Origin of the sequence: Streptomyces sp. MMBL 11-1, assembly GCF_028622875.1 — a bacterium.
Taxonomy (GTDB): domain Bacteria; phylum Actinomycetota; class Actinomycetes; order Streptomycetales; family Streptomycetaceae; genus Streptomyces.
Genome location: NZ_CP117709.1, coordinates 7,609,441 through 7,625,355 on the forward strand (window position 1 = coordinate 7,609,441; position 15,915 = coordinate 7,625,355).

A 15,915-nucleotide genomic window follows, 5' to 3' on the forward strand; every position below is an offset into this window, starting at 1 on the left:
GCCCCCGGCTCGGCCCACCCGGGCCGCCGGGGGCACGTTCGTACGCGGTGCGCCGCTGTCAGCGGGTGTCGACGAGCCTGGCGAAGACCACCACGTTGCCGTCGTAGCCGCCCGCCTTGGAGTAACCCCCGCCGCAGGTGATGACGCGCAGCTCCGCGTGGCCGGTGTCGCCGTAGACCCGGGGGCCCGGGAAGTCGTTCTTGGAGAAGACCTCCACCCCGTAGACCTCGAAGATCCCGACCCGGCCGTCGTAGCGGGCGACCTCGACCCGGTGCCCCTTCTGGAGCGAGCCGAGACCGTAGAAGACCGCGGGCCCGGACATGTTGTCGACGTGACCGACGACCACGGCGGTGCCGCTCTGGCCGGGGGCGATGCCGTTCTGGTACCAGCCGGCGAGGTTGGGGTCCTCGGCGGGCGGGGCGTCGATCCACCCGTTGGCGTCCAGATTGACGTCGATGACCGGGGCGTCGACGTCGATGGACGAGATCTTCACCCGGGAGGCCGGGGCGTACGGCAGCGGCTGGACCGGCTCACCCTCCACCGGCGGCCCCGCGGTGTCCTTGCCCAGGTCCAGGGAGGCGGCCGCCGCGGGCTGCGGGGGGCCGGCCTCCCCGAACTCCGTGCCGTTGCGCATGAGGGCGAGGCCGCTGAGCAGCACCAGGGCGACCGCACCCCAGGGCACACGTCTGGTCCGCTCGGCGCCAGCGTAGTCCCGGCCCATGGCTCTCCCTTCGTCGCGACGCTGTGAACGTTAAGGGGGCCGTGTCCGGGCGGCGATCGGAGAGAGGCGAACGGGTGGCGGCGGGACCGGGGCCCCTCCGGATGGCTGCCCATCGGAGTAATGAGCAGATAAAAGTTCTGACGGCCCGTGACCTGCGACTCCGTCAGGTTCGGGGGTTTTCGTACGGCGTGTCGCGTCACCGTGGTGGAGCAACGCCGAAGTGCGAGCAGCCGATCCGCTGGTGAGTGTTCGTCATGGGAGGCGTTCTCGTCGATCCAGCCCGGGGGACAAGCCCTCGGGGCGTTTCCCGCTGGAGGTTCACACGATGCGTGTCTCACGCGCTCTCGCGGTCACCGCGACCGCCTTCGCGGCCGTCGGGCTGGCGGCCCCCATGGCCGCCGCCACCAACGGCCCGGTCAACGTCGCCGTCAATCCGCACTCCGTCCACCAGGGTGGCACGCTCAAGATCACCGCACAGGGCTGCGGCCACGGCGGCAAGGTCTGGTCGAACGCGTTCCCGACGACCACCCTCTCGTCGGGTGACGGCACCAACTACGCCCATGCCCGGGTCCGGAACAACACCACGCCGGGCCAGTACCACCTCTCCGTGAAGTGCAGTGACAACGACCGGATCGCGACGCACAAGTTCACCGTGCTCGCCGGAAACGGCGCGCAGGGCGGGCTCGGCGGCTCGATGGGTCCGAGCTCCGTGGAGATGCAGGTCGGCGGCGGTCTGGTGGCCGCGGCGGCCGTCGGCGGCGCGGTCTTCCTCGTCCGGCGCCGGCGGCCGAGCCATGCGGCGTTCTAAGGCGTCGAACCTCCCGCCCGGCCCGATACGCCCGTCGCCCCGAGTCCTGGACCAGGACCCGGGGCGACTGCCGTGCGCCGCATGTTCGCGATCAGTGGCGGCGGTCGGAGTTGCGGCGGCGCGCGAAGTAGAGGGCGCCCGAGGCCGCCACGGCCACCAGGGCGGCTCCGGCGGCGACCTCCACCGTGTCGGTGGTGCCGGAGCTGCCGCCGAGCCCGCCGCGCACGCCGCCCGGCACGAGGACGGTCGAACTGGCGGTCGGAACGGTGGTGGGCCTCGGGGTGGGGGTGCTCGTGGCACCGCCGGTGATCGTCAGGTTGACGTTCCGCGAGGTGCCGGTGGAGCCGCACGCGAACGTCACCGCGTACACGGCCCCTCGGCGGGCGTCCGCGTCGATGGTGGCGGTGGCCGTCGTGGAGCCACTCGGGATGGTGGTGGTGTCGAAGATGCCCGACGTGACGGTCGTCTCGCCCGTGCAGCCGCCGGCGCCGAGGGTGACCCGGCCGCCCGGTGCGATGACCGATGGGGTGATCGTCGGATTGAACGTGCTGGTCGCCCCGTCCGGCGCGGCGTGGGCGGCGGACGGGGCCAGCAGCGTCAGGGCACTGGCGCCCAGCAGGGCGAGCGGTGCGACACGTATCGCGCGCATGGTTGATCCTCCGGGATCCCCGAGGGGCAGCTGCGGAACCAATTTCCACATAGCAGGAAAAATGCACCTCGATGCCCGACACGCTAGGAGCGGTCCCCCCGGCCCGCGATCGGGGTCCGGCGAATGGGTCAGCGGTGTCCCCCGCCCGGCTCACCGACCGGCTCGCGGGCCGGGGGCGCGGACTCAGCGGGCGGCCCCCGGGAACATGTCGAGGAACGGATCCGCGGTGGCCGAGATGCCCCGGCCGAAGGGTGCGTCGAAGTCCCAGATCAGGAAGAGCAGGAAGGCGATCAGCGCGCTGAACAGGCCCGCCAGGAGCAGTTCGCGGAACGTTCTGCGGATCTGGAGGGTGAAGATGAGCCCCACGGTCACCAGCGCCCCGATGATCAGCCCGAACCAGACCACCCCCGGCATCGTCGCGCCGGCGTTCTGCCCGCGTGTGCTGCGCGCGTCGTCCGCCGCCGCTACCTGGTCGACCAGCGGCTGGTAGGCCTGCCCCTCGTGATCGGTCGTGGGCACGTAGTCGGTGACGTCCGCCCGGACCTTGTCCAGCAACTGTGTGCCGCGCTCGGTGAGGGTGTTGTGTTCGGACATCACCTTCCACTCGTCGTGCACCACATGACTGACATAGGCGTCGACGTCCGCCCGGATGCGATCGCGGACCTCCGCCGGATAGACGGAGGCCCGCGCCTGCACCTCGTGCAGCGCCTGGGCCTCGATGCGTACGGACTCCTGGGCGGCGCTGCGCCCCTCCCACACACCGGCGATGGCGAGCCCCAGGACGATCGCGTAGACCACGCCGATCATCATCGTCATGTACTCGATGACGTCGGGCGTCTCGGACGGGTCGTCGTCATCCCCGATCCGCCGGTTGTTCAGGACGGCGATGGTGAGGACGACCGCGCAGGCGGAGGCCATGGCAATGCTCAGTACGAGCCATTCGGACATGCATCTCTCCTGGTCAGCGGGACGATCGCGGTCGCAGCACGGCAACGGCGAACACCGCCGGGGCGGTGATGAGCAGCGTCAGGGACACCAGTGACGGCCCGCTCCGCGGCTGCTGGCGGGTGGGTTTGCGGTACGCCGGCAGCGCGACGGGCCGGGGGCGCGGTGGCTCGGTCCGCTCCGGGGGGCTCGGTGAGGTCGAGGGCTTCGGCGGGGGTGCGGGCGCCGGCGGCGGGGACGGTTTCGGCGGTGGCGGAGGAGGCGGTGGAGGAGGCGGAGGCGGTTCCGCGATCACCGGTGGCGGTGGCGGTGGCGGTGGAGGAGGCGGAGGCGGCTCCGCGACCACCGGTGGCGGGGGAGGAGGTGGCGGTTTCGGCGGTGGCGGTGGCTTCGGCTCGGAGACCGCGACGCAGCCCCCGTTCCCCGCCACGGCGACCGAGGAACCGCCGTCGCCCTGCCCGATCGTGGCAACCGCGCAACTGTCGGCTGTCGCGGGCAGCGGTGCGGCTGTCAGCCAGAGAAGGGCGGCGGTTGCCGTGAGCCGCGCGATGCGTGATCCGTACACGACCGGGAGCATGATCCACGCCGGCGGGGAACACGCGGTACCCGTGGGTGATTCGCCTGATCGTGCGAATAATGGGCCGTTCGTGTTTACGCCCCGTTCCCCGGCCCGCCCCGCTCTCCTCGGCCTTCTTTCGAACGCGATCCCGCCGACAACCGAAGGAAGCCGGCCAACTCACCGCCCAGCAGAGCGAGAAGCCCGGGGAGGCACTCGTCGGCAGCGTGTGCCGCACGCTCTGCCGGCTCGACAGGGACACCACGAACCCGCCCGAAGCACCGGTACGCGAAGGGCACCGCCCATGACCAGGTCAACCGGCAGCGGGCGGGCGGCATCCGGTTCGCCGCGGCCCCGGCGGGAAGAAGTCGACGAAGAGCGCCGAGAGCGCGGGCGCGGGCGAACCGGCCGATGCCGCAGGGTTTTCGGTCCGCAAGAATCCGGAACTCGGTGACCTCGTGGTGGACAGCCGCGATCTGACGGTTTACCGCTTCACCGAGGAAGCGGCTGGCCGATGAAGACCGGGTGCACGGGCGACTACCTCAAGAAGTGGCCGGTTATGGCCCCCATGGCCAAAAACGCGGTGGATGGTGTGACGAAGTAGGGATCCGTCACCTTCGACCGCCCGGCCGGGGTCGAGCAGCGGACCATCGACTGCCGCCCCCTCCACACCTGCGCGGGCGACGCCAAGCCCGGCGACCACAACGGACAAGGGCGGCGGCACCCGGTATGCCGTTTCCCCCGATTCCGAACTCGTCGGCGCTTCCCGGTAATCGGTCCCGGTCGAATACGGCCCAGGAACCCCAAGTGGCCCCGAATCGCCGGGAAACGGTGTCCGGAGTGCCGGTCCGTCGCTGTGCGCATACACGGAGCGACGGAGTGGCCGTGGATGCCACCGGAGTGTGACCAATAACGGATCGCTAATTTCCGTTTCCACTCGCTCTCTTGGCGGCCGATCAGTAGCCTCTGGTCAACACTGACCATGAACATGGCCGGATCGCCGTGGCGACTTGTTGGAGACATCGATGGAGCGTCCCGCCTGGGCACCGCAGGGCATTGACATTTCGGTGCCAAGCGTGTCTCGCATGTACGACTTCTATCTGGGCGGATCGCACAATTTCGAGGTGGACCGGGAAGCCGCGCGCAAGGCCATGGAGTTCCTTCCGGGCCTTCCCAAGATCATGCAGGCCAATCGCGCCTTTATGCGCCGGGCTGTCCGCCATGCCGTCGACATCGGCATCGACCAGTTCCTGGACATCGGTTCCGGGATACCGACCTTCGGCAACGTCCACGAGGTCGCTCAGGCCGCCGACCCCCGGGCCAAGGTGGCCTACGTCGACCACGACCCGGTCGCCGTCGCCCACAGCCAGGCCGTCCTGGAAGGCAACGACCGCGCGGTCGTCGCCACCGCCGACCTGCGCCGTCCCAAGGAGATCCTGACCGACCCGGATGTCACCGGACTGCTCGACCTGGACCGGCCGGTGGCCCTGCTGCTGGTCGCGGTGCTCCACTTCGTCGAGGACGCGGACGACCCGTGCGCCGCGGTCGCCGAGCTGCGCGAGTCGCTGGCCCCCGGCAGCCTGATCGTCCTGACCCACGCCTCGTACGAGGGCATCCCGCTGCCCAAGGAGGAAGCGGCCGGTACGGTCGGCGTCTACCAGAACATCCGCAACCCGCTGATCATGCGCTCGCGCGAGGAGATCGGCCGGTTCTTCGAGGGTTACGAGATGGTCGAGCCGGGGCTCGTGTCGATGCCCGAATGGCGGCCCGACACCCCGCAGTCCCCGGAGCAGGAAGACCCGTACGCCTTCTCGGGCTTCGCAGGGGTTGGGCGCAAGGCGTGAGCATCCCCGCCCAGGCGTCCGGGGAACCGGACGCGGAGCCCGACGGTCCGGAAGGCCGGCTGCGGAGATTCGCCAGAATCTGGAGCCGGGCCATCTTCCCCCTGACGGCCACCTCTCTCACCCGGCCGGAGTTCGAACAGCATCTGCTGCCCCTGGCACGCGAGCTGAACAGCATCCTGCACGCCCATCCCTTCGACGCCTCGCCCGCCCAGCGGATCGGTGAGGCCCTGATCGACGCTCACTGCACCGACCCGGACGCACTCAGCTCCACGCTCGGCGTCGTCGACTCCTACCTCGTCCTGTACTGCGGCGGCAACGGACCCGGCGTGCTGTCCACCGAGGACGGCCGGGCGCGCTGCGCACGGATCCAGCACACCCTCGCCGCCGGCTTCACCGGGGCCCTGCGCGAGCGCACGCTCGCCGAGCAGGAAGCCATCGCCCGCTCGGCGCTGACCGCCCGGACGAACGCCGAACAGGCCCTGCACGCGACGGAGGCCCGGTTCCGCGCGGTCTTCAAGGACGCGGCCATCGGCATCGGCGTCGCCGACCTGGACGGGAACATCCTGGAGATCAACGACACCCTCACCAAGATGTTCGGCGGGCTGGAGAACCACGTCCGCAGCCACAAGGTGAACGAGTGGGTCCACCCCGAGGACTCGCCGCAGGTGTGGAAGTTCTACGACGAGCTGGTACGCGGCGAACGCGACCACTACCGGGTCGAGAAGGCGTACTACCGCAACGACGGCACGGTCCTGTGGACCAACCTCACCGTCTCGCTGCTGCGGGACTCCGAAGGCCGCCCCGAATACCAGCTCGCGCTGATGGAGGACACCACCGAGCGGCGGCTCCTCAATCTGCGCCTGCGCTACGAGGCCACCCACGACGCGCTCACCGGACTGCCCAACCGGACGCTGTTCTTCGAGCGCCTGGAGAAGGCCCTCACCGCCCAGGAGGGGGTCCGCTTCGGCCTCTGCTATCTGGATCTCGACGGCTTCAAGGCCATCAACGACAGCCTCGGCCACGCCGCCGGTGACCGCCTCCTGGTCGAGGTCGCCGACCGGCTCCAGAGCTGCGCCACCGCTCCCGGCGAGATGGTCGCCCGGCTCGGCGGCGACGAGTTCGTGGCGCTGACCACCGGCCCGGACACCGCCGACGAGGTGGACGAACTGGCCGGCCGCATCCTGAACGCGCTCGCCACCCCCATCCGCCTCGACGGCCGCGAGCTGACCGTCCGCGGCTCGATCGGCGTCGTCGAGGGCCCTTCCGGGGAGCGCAGCGCGGCCGAGGTGCTGCGCAGCGCCGACATCACGATGTACCGGGCCAAGGCGGCGGGCGGCAACCGCTATCAGCTCGCCGACGCCGAGGCCGACGCGCGCGCCATCACCCGGCACGGGCTGACCACCGCGCTCCCGGCCGCCCTGGACCGCGGCGAGTTCTTCATCGAGTACCAGCCGCTCGTGCATCTGGGCGACGGCACGGTGCACGGCGCCGAGGCGCTCGTACGGTGGTGCCATCCGCAGCACGGGGTGCTCGGCCCCGACCGGTTCATCCCGCTCGCCGAGCACACCGGGCTCATCGTGCCGCTCGGGCGCTGGGTGCTGGAGGAGTCCGTACGGCAGGCCAACTTCTGGCAGGAGCGGCACAGCGACGGAGGCCCGCTGCGGATCAACGTCAACCTCTCGCCGACCCAGCTGCACCACCCCCACCTCGTCGCCGAGACGGTCGACGTGCTGGAACGTTCCGGTCTCGAACCGGGCGCGCTCTGCCTGGAGGTGACCGAGTCCGCCCTGATCGGCGCCGACGACGATCTCCTCAAGCCGCTGCGGCAGCTCGCGGAGATGGGTGTCGACATCGCGCTCGACGACTTCGGCACGGGCTACTCGAACCTGGCGAACCTGCGCAGGCTGCCGGTGAGCGTGCTGAAGCTGGACCGTACGTTCACCCGGGGCATGCAGCAGCACCCGGCGGACCCGGTGGATATGAAGATCGTCGAGGGCATCGTGTCGCTGGCCCACAGCCTGGAGCTGGCCGTCACGGTGGAGGGCGTGGAGACGGGCGCCCAGGCCGAGCAGCTGCGACTGCTGGGCTGCGACACCGCCCAGGGCTGGTACTACGCCCGCCCCGGGGCTCCGGACCGCATCCACTCCCTGCTGCTGGCGGACGCCATCTGAACCCGGCCGGGGCGCGCAGGGCCTTCGCGTCCCGGCCGGTCAGCCGGAGACCGGCCGGCGCTCCAGCAGCATCCGCTGGAGTTCGCGCGCGGCCCGGGGCGGGGCCACGTCGCTGCGGTGCGCGAGCGCGATCGTGCGCCGCAGCCCGGCGCCGGCCAGCGGGGTCCTGCGCAGGTCGTGGCCCGCCCGGGCGGCCGCCATGCTCGGCACCACGGCGATGCCGAGCCCCGCCCGTACGAAGCCGAGCACGGCGTCCATCTCGCCGCCCTCGACGGTGAAGGTGGGCTCGAAGCCCTCCGCGCGGCACGCGGCCAGGGTCAGCTCCCGCAGGTTGTACCCGTGCCGGAACATCACCAGGGGCGCCCCCTCCAGATCCGCGATCCGGATTCGTCCGCCCCGCCCCGGGGGCGGCTCCGCCGCCGAGGACACCACCACCAGGTCCTCGTGCAGCAGTTCCACCGTGGTCAGCGCGGGGGAGCCGGCCGGCAGGGGCAGCACCACCAGGGCCAGGTCGAGCGCCCCCCGCGCCAGCTGGCGCACCAGGTCGTGCGAGCCACCCTCCTCCAGCAGCAGCCGCACCCCCGGGTGCCGGTCGTGGAAGGCGCGCAGCATGTCCGGCAGCAGCCCGGTGCACAGGCTCGGCGTCGCCCCCAGCCGCACCCGGCCGCTGCGCAGCGAGACCAGCTCCTGGACCTCCTGCCGCGCCGTCTCCGCGTCGGCGAGGATCCGCCGGGCGAGCGGCAGCAGAGCCTCGCCCGCGTCGGTGAGGGCGATGTTGCCCCGGGCCCGGCTGAACAGGTCCGCACCCAACTCCGTCTCCAGCGCCCGGATCTGCTGGGAGAGCGAGGGCTGCGACACATGCACCGCCTCGGCGGCCCGGGTGAAGTGCCGGGCCTCGGCGACGGCCACGAAGTAGGTGAGCTGTTGGAAGTGCACCATCCGACGATACCGTCGATCGATAGTGAACGCCTATGGAGATCAGCCAGACCATGTCTTGGACTGATCGGGCTGTTCGCCCCTACCGTCGTGTTCATGGCATTGGCAACGCGGACGGACCGACGGCCGTCGATGACGCGTACGCTCTGGGACTCGACCGTCGGCAAGAAGACGATCATGGCCGTGACCGGTCTGGTCATGCTCGGATATCTCGTCGCCCACATGGCGGGCAATCTGAAGATCTTCTTCGGACCCGGCGAGTTCGACGGGTACGCCCACTGGCTGCGCACCATGGGCGAACCGGTTCTCCACTACGAGTGGGCCCTGTGGATCGTCCGGGTGGGGCTGGTCGTGGCCGTCGTGCTGCACGGAATCTCCGCGTACCAGCTGAGCCGGCGCGACATCAGGGCACGCCCGGCCAAGTACGTCCACAAGAGGCCCCGGGCGAGCTACGCCACCCGGACCATGCGCTGGGGCGGGATCATCCTCGCGCTCTTCATCGTCTGGCACATCCTCGACCTGACGACCGGCCACGTGCACACCAGCTTCGAGGCCGGGCACCCCTACCAGAACGTCATCGACACCTTCTCGACCTGGTACGGCAACGTCATCTACATCACCGCGGTGCTCGCCATGGGCCTGCACGTCCAGCACGGCTTCTGGAGCGCCGCGCAGACCCTGGGCGTCGGCAGCGCGACCCGCGAACGCATCCTGAAGACCCTCGCCAACCTCCTCGCGGCAGTGCTGACGGTGGGCTTCATCTCCGTACCCGTCGCCGTCATGACCGGAGTGGTGAGCTGACATGCCCGACTACACGCAGTACGGAACGGGCGAGCCCCTTCTCGACACCAAGGCCCCCCAGGGCCCCGTGGCCGAGCGCTGGGACACCCGCCGCTTCCAGGCGAAACTCGTGAACCCCGCCAACCGGCGCAAGCACACCGTGATCGTCGTCGGCACCGGACTGGCCGGCGGAGCCGCCGGCGCCACACTCGCCGAACAGGGCTACCACGTCGTCCAGTTCTGTTTCCAGGACTCTCCCCGGCGCGCCCACTCGGTGGCCGCCCAGGGCGGCATCAACGCCGCGAAGAACTACCGCAACGACGGCGACTCCATCCACCGGCTGTTCTACGACACCGTCAAGGGCGGCGACTTCCGCGCCCGGGAGTCCAACGTCCACCGGCTCGCCCAGATCTCCGTGGAGATCATCGACCAGTGCGTCGCCCAGGGCGTCCCCTTCGCCCGCGAGTACGGCGGTCTGCTCGACAACCGCTCCTTCGGCGGCGTCCAGGTCTCCCGTACGTTCTACGCGCGGGGCCAGACCGGGCAGCAGCTCCTCCTCGGTGCGTACCAGGCGCTGTCCCGGCAGATCGCGTCGGGCGGCGTCGAACTGCACGCCCGTACCGAGATGCTGGACCTGATCGTGGTCGACGGCAAGGCGCGCGGCATCGTCGCCCGCGACCTGGTCACCGGGAAGATCGACACCTACTTCGCCGACGCGGTCGTCCTGGCCACCGGCGGCTACGGCAACGTCTTCTACCTGTCGACGAACGCCATGAACTCCAACGCCACCGCCGTCTGGCGGGCGCACCGGCGCGGCGCGTACTTCGCCAACCCCTGCTTCACCCAGATCCACCCCACCTGCATCCCGCGGACCGGCGACCACCAGTCCAAGCTCACGCTGATGAGCGAGTCGCTGCGCAACGACGGCCGCATCTGGGTCCCCAAGGCCAAGGGCGACGACCGCCCGGCCAACAAGATCCCCGAGGACGAGCGCGACTACTACCTGGAGCGGATCTACCCCGCCTTCGGGAACCTGGTGCCCCGCGACATCGCCTCCCGCGCCGCCAAGAACGTCTGCGACGAGGGGCGCGGCGTCGGCCCCGGCGGGCAGGGCGTCTACCTGGACTTCGCCGAGGCCATCGGCCGGATGGGCCGCAAGGCCGTCGAAGCCAAGTACGGCAACCTCTTCGACATGTACCAGCGGATCACCGACGAGGACCCCTACACGGTCCCCATGCGGATCTACCCCGCCGTGCACTACACGATGGGCGGCCTCTGGGTCGACTACGACCTCTCCACCACCATCCCCGGCCTCTTCGCCATCGGCGAGGCGAACTTCTCCGACCACGGGGCCAACCGGCTCGGGGCCTCCGCCCTGATGCAGGGCCTCGCCGACGGCTACTTCGTCCTGCCCTCCACGATCAACGACTACCTCGCCCGCAATCCGCACACCGACACCGTGGACGAGGGGCACCCCGCCGTCGTGGAGGCCGTGGCCGAGACCGAGGACCGGATCAACCTGCTGCTCTCGGTCGACGGCGACCGCACCCCCGACTCCTTCCACCGCGAGATCGGTGAACTCATGTGGGAGTACTGCGGGATGGCCCGCACCGAGGACGGTCTGCGCAAGGCGCTCGCGAAGATCCCGGAAATCCGCGAGGAGTTCTGGCGCCGCATCAAGGTCCCCGGCACCGGCGAACAGTTCAACCAGTCGCTGGAGAAGGCGAACCGCATCGTCGACTACCTGGAGCTCGCCGAGCTCATGTGCCTCGACGCCCTGCACCGCGCCGAGTCCTGCGGCGGCCACTTCCGCGCGGAGTCCCAGACCCCGGACGGCGAGGCCGAGCGGCACGACGAGGAGTTCTCCTACGCCGCCGCCTGGGAGTTCACCGCCACCGGCGACGCCCCTGTCCTGCACAAGGAAGACCTCGTCTTCGAGTACGTCCACCCCACCCAGCGGAGCTACGCATGAAGCTCACCCTGCGCGTCTGGCGTCAGCGGAACGCCGACGAGCCCGGCGCCATGGCCACCTACGAAGTCGACGGCATCTCCGCCGACATGTCGTTCCTGGAGATGCTCGACACCCTCAACGAGGAACTCACCCTCGCCGGGGACGAGCCCGTCGCCTTCGACCACGACTGCCGTGAGGGCATCTGCGGCGCGTGCAGCCTCGTCATCAACGGCGACGCCCACGGCCCGGAGCGCACCACCACCTGCCAGCTCCACATGCGGTCCTTCGCCGACGGCGACACGATCGACATCGAGCCCTGGCGGGCCTCCGCCTTCCCGGTCATCAAGGACCTGGTCGTGGACCGCTCCTCGTTCGACCGGATCATCCAGTCCGGCGGATACATCTCCGCCCCCACCGGCACCGCCCCGGACGCCCACGCGACCCCGGTGCCCAAGCCGGACGCCGAGCTGGCCTTCGAGAACGCCGAGTGCATCGGCTGCGGCGCCTGCGTCGCGGCCTGCCCCAACGGCTCGGCCATGCTCTTCACGGCCGCCAAGGTCAATCACCTCAACGTCCTGCCGCAGGGCGCACCCGAGCGCGAGACCCGCGTCCTGGACATGGTGGCCCAGATGGACGACGAGGGCTTCGGCGGCTGCACCCTGACCGGGGAGTGCGCCACGGCCTGCCCCAAGGGCATCCCGCTGCCCTCGATCGCCGCGATGAACAAGGAGTGGCTGCGGGCCACCCGCAAGGTCCGCCGCTGACACGGAAGCCGATCCGTACGGCCCCGGAGCCCCGAGCCCGGGGCCGTACGCGATCAAGACCGTCCGGCCCTCCGGAGCCCGTACGGGATCAGCGCCGCAGCGCCCTCGCCAGATACGGCGCGGTAGGGCTTTCGGCCCTGCCCGCCACCTCGGCCGGGGTACCGGCCGCGACGATCCGGCCACCCCGGTCACCGCCCCCGGGGCCCAGGTCGATGACATGGTCCGCGCCCGCCACCACGGCCATGTCGTGCTCCACGACCACCACCGTGCTCCCGGCGTCGACCAGGGAGTGCAACTGCCGCGTCAGCACCTCCACATCGGCCGGATGCAGTCCCGTCGTCGGCTCGTCCAGCAGATACAGCGTGTGCCCGCGCCGGGTGCGCTGGAGCTCAGCCGCCAGCTTGATGCGCTGCGCCTCACCGCCGGACAGCTCCGTGGCGGGCTGACCGAGCCGCAGATAGCCGAGCCCCACGTCCAGCAGGGTGGTCAGCGCGCGCTCGGCGGCCGGCGTCCCGGCGAAGAAGGACGCCGCCGACTCCACGGTCAGATCCAGGACCTGGGCGATCGTCAGCCCGTTCAGGGTGACGTCCAGGGTCTGCGGGTTGTACCGCGCGCCGTGGCAGTCCGGGCAGGGCGCGTAGGTGCTCGGAAGGAACAGCAGCTCCACCGAGACGAAACCCTCGCCCTGGCAGGTCTCGCACCGCCCGCCGCTCACGTTGAACGAGAACCGCCCCGCGCCGAAGCCGCGCTCCCGGGCCGTCTCCGTCCGCGCGAACAGCTTCCGCACGGTGTCGAACAGACCGGTGTACGTGGCCAGATTGGACCGGGGCGTACGGCCGATGGGCTTCTGGTCGACCTGGACGAGCCGGTCCACCGCCTCCAGACCGGTGGCCGCCGAGCAGTACCGCTCACCCGGACCGGGCTCCTCGCCCGCCTGCCGGTCCGCCAGCACCCCGGCGAGCACCTGTCCGACCAGGGTCGACTTGCCCGAGCCGGACACCCCGGTCACCGCTGTGAAGACCCCGAGCGGGAACGCCGCGTCCACGCCCCGCACATTGTGCCGCTCCACGCCGGTGAGCCGGATCCATCCGGACGGCTCCCGTGGCTCCCGTACGGGCGCGGGCTCCTCCTCGAACAGGAACCGCCGCGTCGCCGACTCCGGGACCTGGGCGAGCCCTTCGGGCGGCCCGCTGTGCAGCACCCGCCCGCCGTGCTCCCCGGCCAGCGGACCCACGTCCACCAGCCAGTCCGCCCGCCGCACCACGTCCATCTGGTGCTCCACCACGAAGACCGTGTTCCCGGCCTCCTTCAGCCGGCTCAGCACTCCGAGCAGCGCCTTGGTGTCGGCCGGGTGCAGCCCGGCCGACGGCTCGTCCAGGACGTAGACGACGCCGAAGAGCCCCGAACGCAACTGCGTTGCCAGCCGCAGCCGTTGCAGCTCGCCGGAGGACAGCGTCGGGGCCGTCCGGTCCAGGCTCAGATAGCCGAGCCCCAGCTCCGTCACCGTCCCGATCCGCGCCAGCAGATCACCCGTCAGCACCCGGGCCGTCTCCTCGCCGCCCGCCCCCGCCCCGGACAGCACCTCGGCCAGCGCGGACAACGGCAGCCCGGCCAGCTCCGCGATGGTCCGCCCGGCGAAGGTCACCGCCATCGCCTCGGGCCGCAGCCGGCTCCCGCCGCACACCGGGCACGGGACGCTGGTCAAGAAGCGCTCCGCCTTCGCCCGCAAAGCCCGGCTCCTGGTATCGGCGAAGGTGTGCAGCACATAGCGCCGCGCGCTCATGTACGTGCCCTGGTAAGGGCGTTGGATCCGGCCCGCGTCCCGCACCGGATGCACCGTCACCACCGGCTGCTCGTCGGTGAACAGAATCCACTCCCGGTCCTCCGCGGGCAGCTCGCACCACGGCCGGTCGACATCGTGCCCCAGCGCGTCCAGCACGTCCCGCAGATTCTTGCCCTGCCACGCCCCCGGCCACGCGGCGATCGCCCCCTCACGGATCGACAGCGAGGGGTCCGGGACCAGCAGCTCCTCGTCCGTCCGGTGGATCCGCCCCAGCCCGTGGCACTCCGGGCACGCTCCGGCGGCGGTGTTGGGGGAGAAGGAGTCGGAGTCGAGCCGCTCGGCCCCCGGCGGATAGTCCCCTGCACGGGAGAAGAGCATGCGCAGCGAGTTGGAGAGCGTCGTCACCGTCCCGACGGACGACCGGGCCCCCGGGGCGGAGCGCCGCTGCTCCAGCGAGACGGCGGGCGGCAGCCCGGTGATCTCCCCGACGGCGGGCGCGCCCACCTGATGGATCAGCCGCCGGGCGTAGGGGGCCACGGACTCGAAGTAGCGGCGCTGGGCCTCCGCGTAGATGGTCCCGAAGGCGAGCGAGGACTTCCCGGACCCCGACACGCCCGTGAACACGGTCAGGGTGTCGCGCGGGATGTCGACCCGGACGTTCTTGAGGTTGTGCTCGCGGGCGCCGCGCACGCGGACGTACGGATCGTGGGGGGAGTGCATGGGGCTCGGCTCCGTACGGGTGGTTACTGACGCCTGGTGGGACAGGACGTCCGGCGGGACAAACAGTCCGATTCTAGGCGTCGGCGCCGACGGCGGCCCCCGGGACCCGGTGGCTGTCGGACGTCGAGGCCCCGCCGGGGGACCGTCCGTCGGCCAGGTCGCGGGGCCGGGCGATCCGGGCGAGCCGCCGCAGCGAGTCCACCAGCCCCTCCCGGTCGTACGTGCTGGTCGTGACGAGCACCTCGTCCGCCCCGGTCTCCTCGATCGCCCGCTCCAGCTGAGCGGCCACCTGGTCCTCGGTGCCGTATACATGGCCGTCGAGCCCCCGCTCGTACAGCGCCCGCTCCTTGGCCGACATGGTGAGGGCCTCGACGCGCTCGGCCGGGGCCAGCGGCGGAAAGTCCCCGTGCGTACGGGAGTACGCCATGGCCCACGCCTCCGGTACGAGCAGCCGGCGGGCCGCCTCCTCGGTGGCGGCGACGGCCACCGTGCCCGCGACGATCACCTCGGGCCGCCCGGCGCGGGCGGAGGGGCGGAAGTCGCGGCGGTAGACCTCGACCGCGCGCAGCACCTTCTCCCGGCCGCGCAGATCGCCGATGACGAGGGGGAGCCCGGCGGCCGCGGCGACCGACGCGCCCTCCCCGATCGCCAGGACGTACGCGGGGATGCGCAGGCCCTCCGCCGGACGGGCGTGCACCCCGGGGTGGGCCTGCTGGGTGCCGTCGATCCAGCCGAGCAGTTCGGTGAGCCGTCCGGGGAAGTCCTCGGCCTCCTCCTTGCCGTGACCGAGCGCCCGGCGGACGCCGTCGGTGAACCCCACGGAGCGACCGAGTCCCATGTCGATCCGGCCGGGAAAGAGGGAGGCGAGCACTCCGAACTGCTCGGCGACGACCAGTGGCCGGTGGTTGGGCAGCATCACTCCGCCGGTGCCGACCCGGATGGTCGAGGTCGAGGCGGCGACGGCGGCGGCCAGCACCGTCGGCGCGGACCCCGCGACTCCCGGCACGCCGTGGTGCTCGGAGACCCAGAAGCGGTGGAAGCCGAGTGCCTCTGCCTCCCGGGCCAGGTCGACGGTGTCGCGCAGCGCCCGGGGGGCGTCGTGCCCCTCACGGGTGCGGGAGCGGTCCAGGACGGAGAAACGGGTCGAGGCGATCACAGAGCTCACGCTGTGTTCAACACCCTCGTTCCCCCAGGATTCCCGTCCCCCGGATTCCCGGGGACACCACCGCTCGTCCCGGAAGGCCGCGCGACGGCCGGGGCAGGGCCCGGCGGGCTCCCTAAGCTGGG

Annotated in this window: 12 protein-coding genes; 6 read left to right on the forward strand and 6 right to left on the reverse strand. The window is 71.2% G+C overall.

From position 1 onward, the window contains the following. Positions 1-58 precede the first annotated feature (58 nt). Positions 59-721, reverse strand: coding sequence for a class F sortase (locus PSQ21_RS33590; RefSeq protein WP_274035144.1), 663 nt, complete (start codon positions 719-721; stop codon positions 59-61). A gap of 325 nt (positions 722-1,046) precedes the next feature. Here PSQ21_RS33590 and PSQ21_RS33595 point away from each other — a divergent pair, with 325 nt between their 5' ends. Continuing rightward, the gene (locus tag PSQ21_RS33595) at positions 1,047-1,529 is read left to right on the forward strand and encodes a hypothetical protein (protein WP_097868952.1); all 483 of its coding nucleotides are present in this window, start codon (positions 1,047-1,049) and stop codon (positions 1,527-1,529) included. A 91-nt stretch (positions 1,530-1,620) separates the two neighbouring features. Here PSQ21_RS33595 and PSQ21_RS33600 read toward each other — a convergent pair whose 3' ends face one another. Further along, positions 1,621-2,178: a hypothetical protein gene (locus PSQ21_RS33600; protein WP_274035145.1), complete on the reverse strand. Its 558-nt coding sequence runs from the start codon at positions 2,176-2,178 to the stop codon at positions 1,621-1,623. A gap of 183 nt (positions 2,179-2,361) precedes the next feature. After that, positions 2,362-3,126, reverse strand: coding sequence for a bestrophin-like domain (locus PSQ21_RS33605; protein ID WP_047180050.1), 765 nt, complete (start codon positions 3,124-3,126; stop codon positions 2,362-2,364). A 1,578-nt stretch (positions 3,127-4,704) separates the two neighbouring features. On the opposite strand from PSQ21_RS33605, the gene PSQ21_RS33615 reads away from it, so the two are divergent. Further along, on the forward strand, positions 4,705-5,523 hold the full coding sequence (locus PSQ21_RS33615; RefSeq protein WP_274035146.1) for an SAM-dependent methyltransferase: 819 nt from the start codon (positions 4,705-4,707) through the stop codon (positions 5,521-5,523). After that, positions 5,520-7,694, forward strand: coding sequence for a putative bifunctional diguanylate cyclase/phosphodiesterase (locus PSQ21_RS33620; protein ID WP_274035147.1), 2,175 nt, complete (start codon positions 5,520-5,522; stop codon positions 7,692-7,694). The genes PSQ21_RS33615 and PSQ21_RS33620 overlap by 4 nt, the downstream gene beginning before the upstream one ends. Before the next feature lie 39 nt (positions 7,695-7,733). Here PSQ21_RS33620 and PSQ21_RS33625 read toward each other — a convergent pair whose 3' ends face one another. Further along, positions 7,734-8,630 carry a LysR family transcriptional regulator gene (locus PSQ21_RS33625; RefSeq protein WP_274036071.1) on the reverse strand — a complete coding sequence of 299 codons (897 nt, stop codon included), beginning with the start codon at positions 8,628-8,630 and terminating at the stop codon, positions 7,734-7,736. Between the two features lie 132 nt (positions 8,631-8,762). On the opposite strand from PSQ21_RS33625, the gene PSQ21_RS33630 reads away from it, so the two are divergent. From PSQ21_RS33630 to PSQ21_RS33640, 3 genes are read left to right on the forward strand one after another with little or no spacing between them, the layout of a single operon-like run. After that, complete coding sequence (locus PSQ21_RS33630) at positions 8,763-9,431, forward strand: succinate dehydrogenase (protein ID WP_274036072.1); 669 nt, start codon at positions 8,763-8,765, stop codon at positions 9,429-9,431. Between the two features lies 1 nt (position 9,432). Further along, positions 9,433-11,382 (forward strand): fumarate reductase/succinate dehydrogenase flavoprotein subunit, encoded by a 1,950-nt coding sequence (locus tag PSQ21_RS33635; protein WP_274035148.1) that lies wholly within the window; start codon positions 9,433-9,435, stop codon positions 11,380-11,382. Next, complete coding sequence (locus PSQ21_RS33640; RefSeq protein ID WP_274035149.1) at positions 11,379-12,125, forward strand: succinate dehydrogenase/fumarate reductase iron-sulfur subunit; 747 nt, start codon at positions 11,379-11,381, stop codon at positions 12,123-12,125. The genes PSQ21_RS33635 and PSQ21_RS33640 overlap by 4 nt, the downstream gene beginning before the upstream one ends. Before the next feature lie 88 nt (positions 12,126-12,213). Here the strand turns inward: PSQ21_RS33640 and uvrA are convergent, their stop codons facing one another. Together uvrA and PSQ21_RS33650 are read right to left on the reverse strand one after the other, a co-directional pair. After that, on the reverse strand, positions 12,214-14,628 hold the full coding sequence (gene uvrA, locus PSQ21_RS33645; protein ID WP_274035150.1) for an excinuclease ABC subunit UvrA: 2,415 nt from the start codon (positions 14,626-14,628) through the stop codon (positions 12,214-12,216). A gap of 73 nt (positions 14,629-14,701) precedes the next feature. Beyond that, positions 14,702-15,793: an MsnO8 family LLM class oxidoreductase gene (locus PSQ21_RS33650; RefSeq protein WP_274035152.1), complete on the reverse strand. Its 1,092-nt coding sequence runs from the start codon at positions 15,791-15,793 to the stop codon at positions 14,702-14,704. Between the last annotated feature and the right edge of the window lie 122 nt (positions 15,794-15,915).

Coding starts and splice junctions, on each gene's coding strand:
- PSQ21_RS33615 (WP_274035146.1), top strand. CDS start 4,705: ATGGAGCGTCCCGCCTGGGCACCGCAGGGCATTGACATTTCGGTGCCA.
- PSQ21_RS33600 (WP_274035145.1), bottom strand. CDS start 2,178: ATGCGCGCGATACGTGTCGCACCGCTCGCCCTGCTGGGCGCCAGTGCC.
- PSQ21_RS33605 (WP_047180050.1), bottom strand. CDS start 3,126: ATGTCCGAATGGCTCGTACTGAGCATTGCCATGGCCTCCGCCTGCGCG.
- uvrA (WP_274035150.1), bottom strand. CDS start 14,628: ATGCACTCCCCCCACGATCCGTACGTCCGCGTGCGCGGCGCCCGCGAG.
- PSQ21_RS33635 (WP_274035148.1), top strand. CDS start 9,433: ATGCCCGACTACACGCAGTACGGAACGGGCGAGCCCCTTCTCGACACC.
- PSQ21_RS33590 (WP_274035144.1), bottom strand. CDS start 721: ATGGGCCGGGACTACGCTGGCGCCGAGCGGACCAGACGTGTGCCCTGG.
- PSQ21_RS33595 (WP_097868952.1), top strand. CDS start 1,047: ATGCGTGTCTCACGCGCTCTCGCGGTCACCGCGACCGCCTTCGCGGCC.
- PSQ21_RS33630 (WP_274036072.1), top strand. CDS start 8,763: ATGACGCGTACGCTCTGGGACTCGACCGTCGGCAAGAAGACGATCATG.
- PSQ21_RS33640 (WP_274035149.1), top strand. CDS start 11,379: ATGAAGCTCACCCTGCGCGTCTGGCGTCAGCGGAACGCCGACGAGCCC.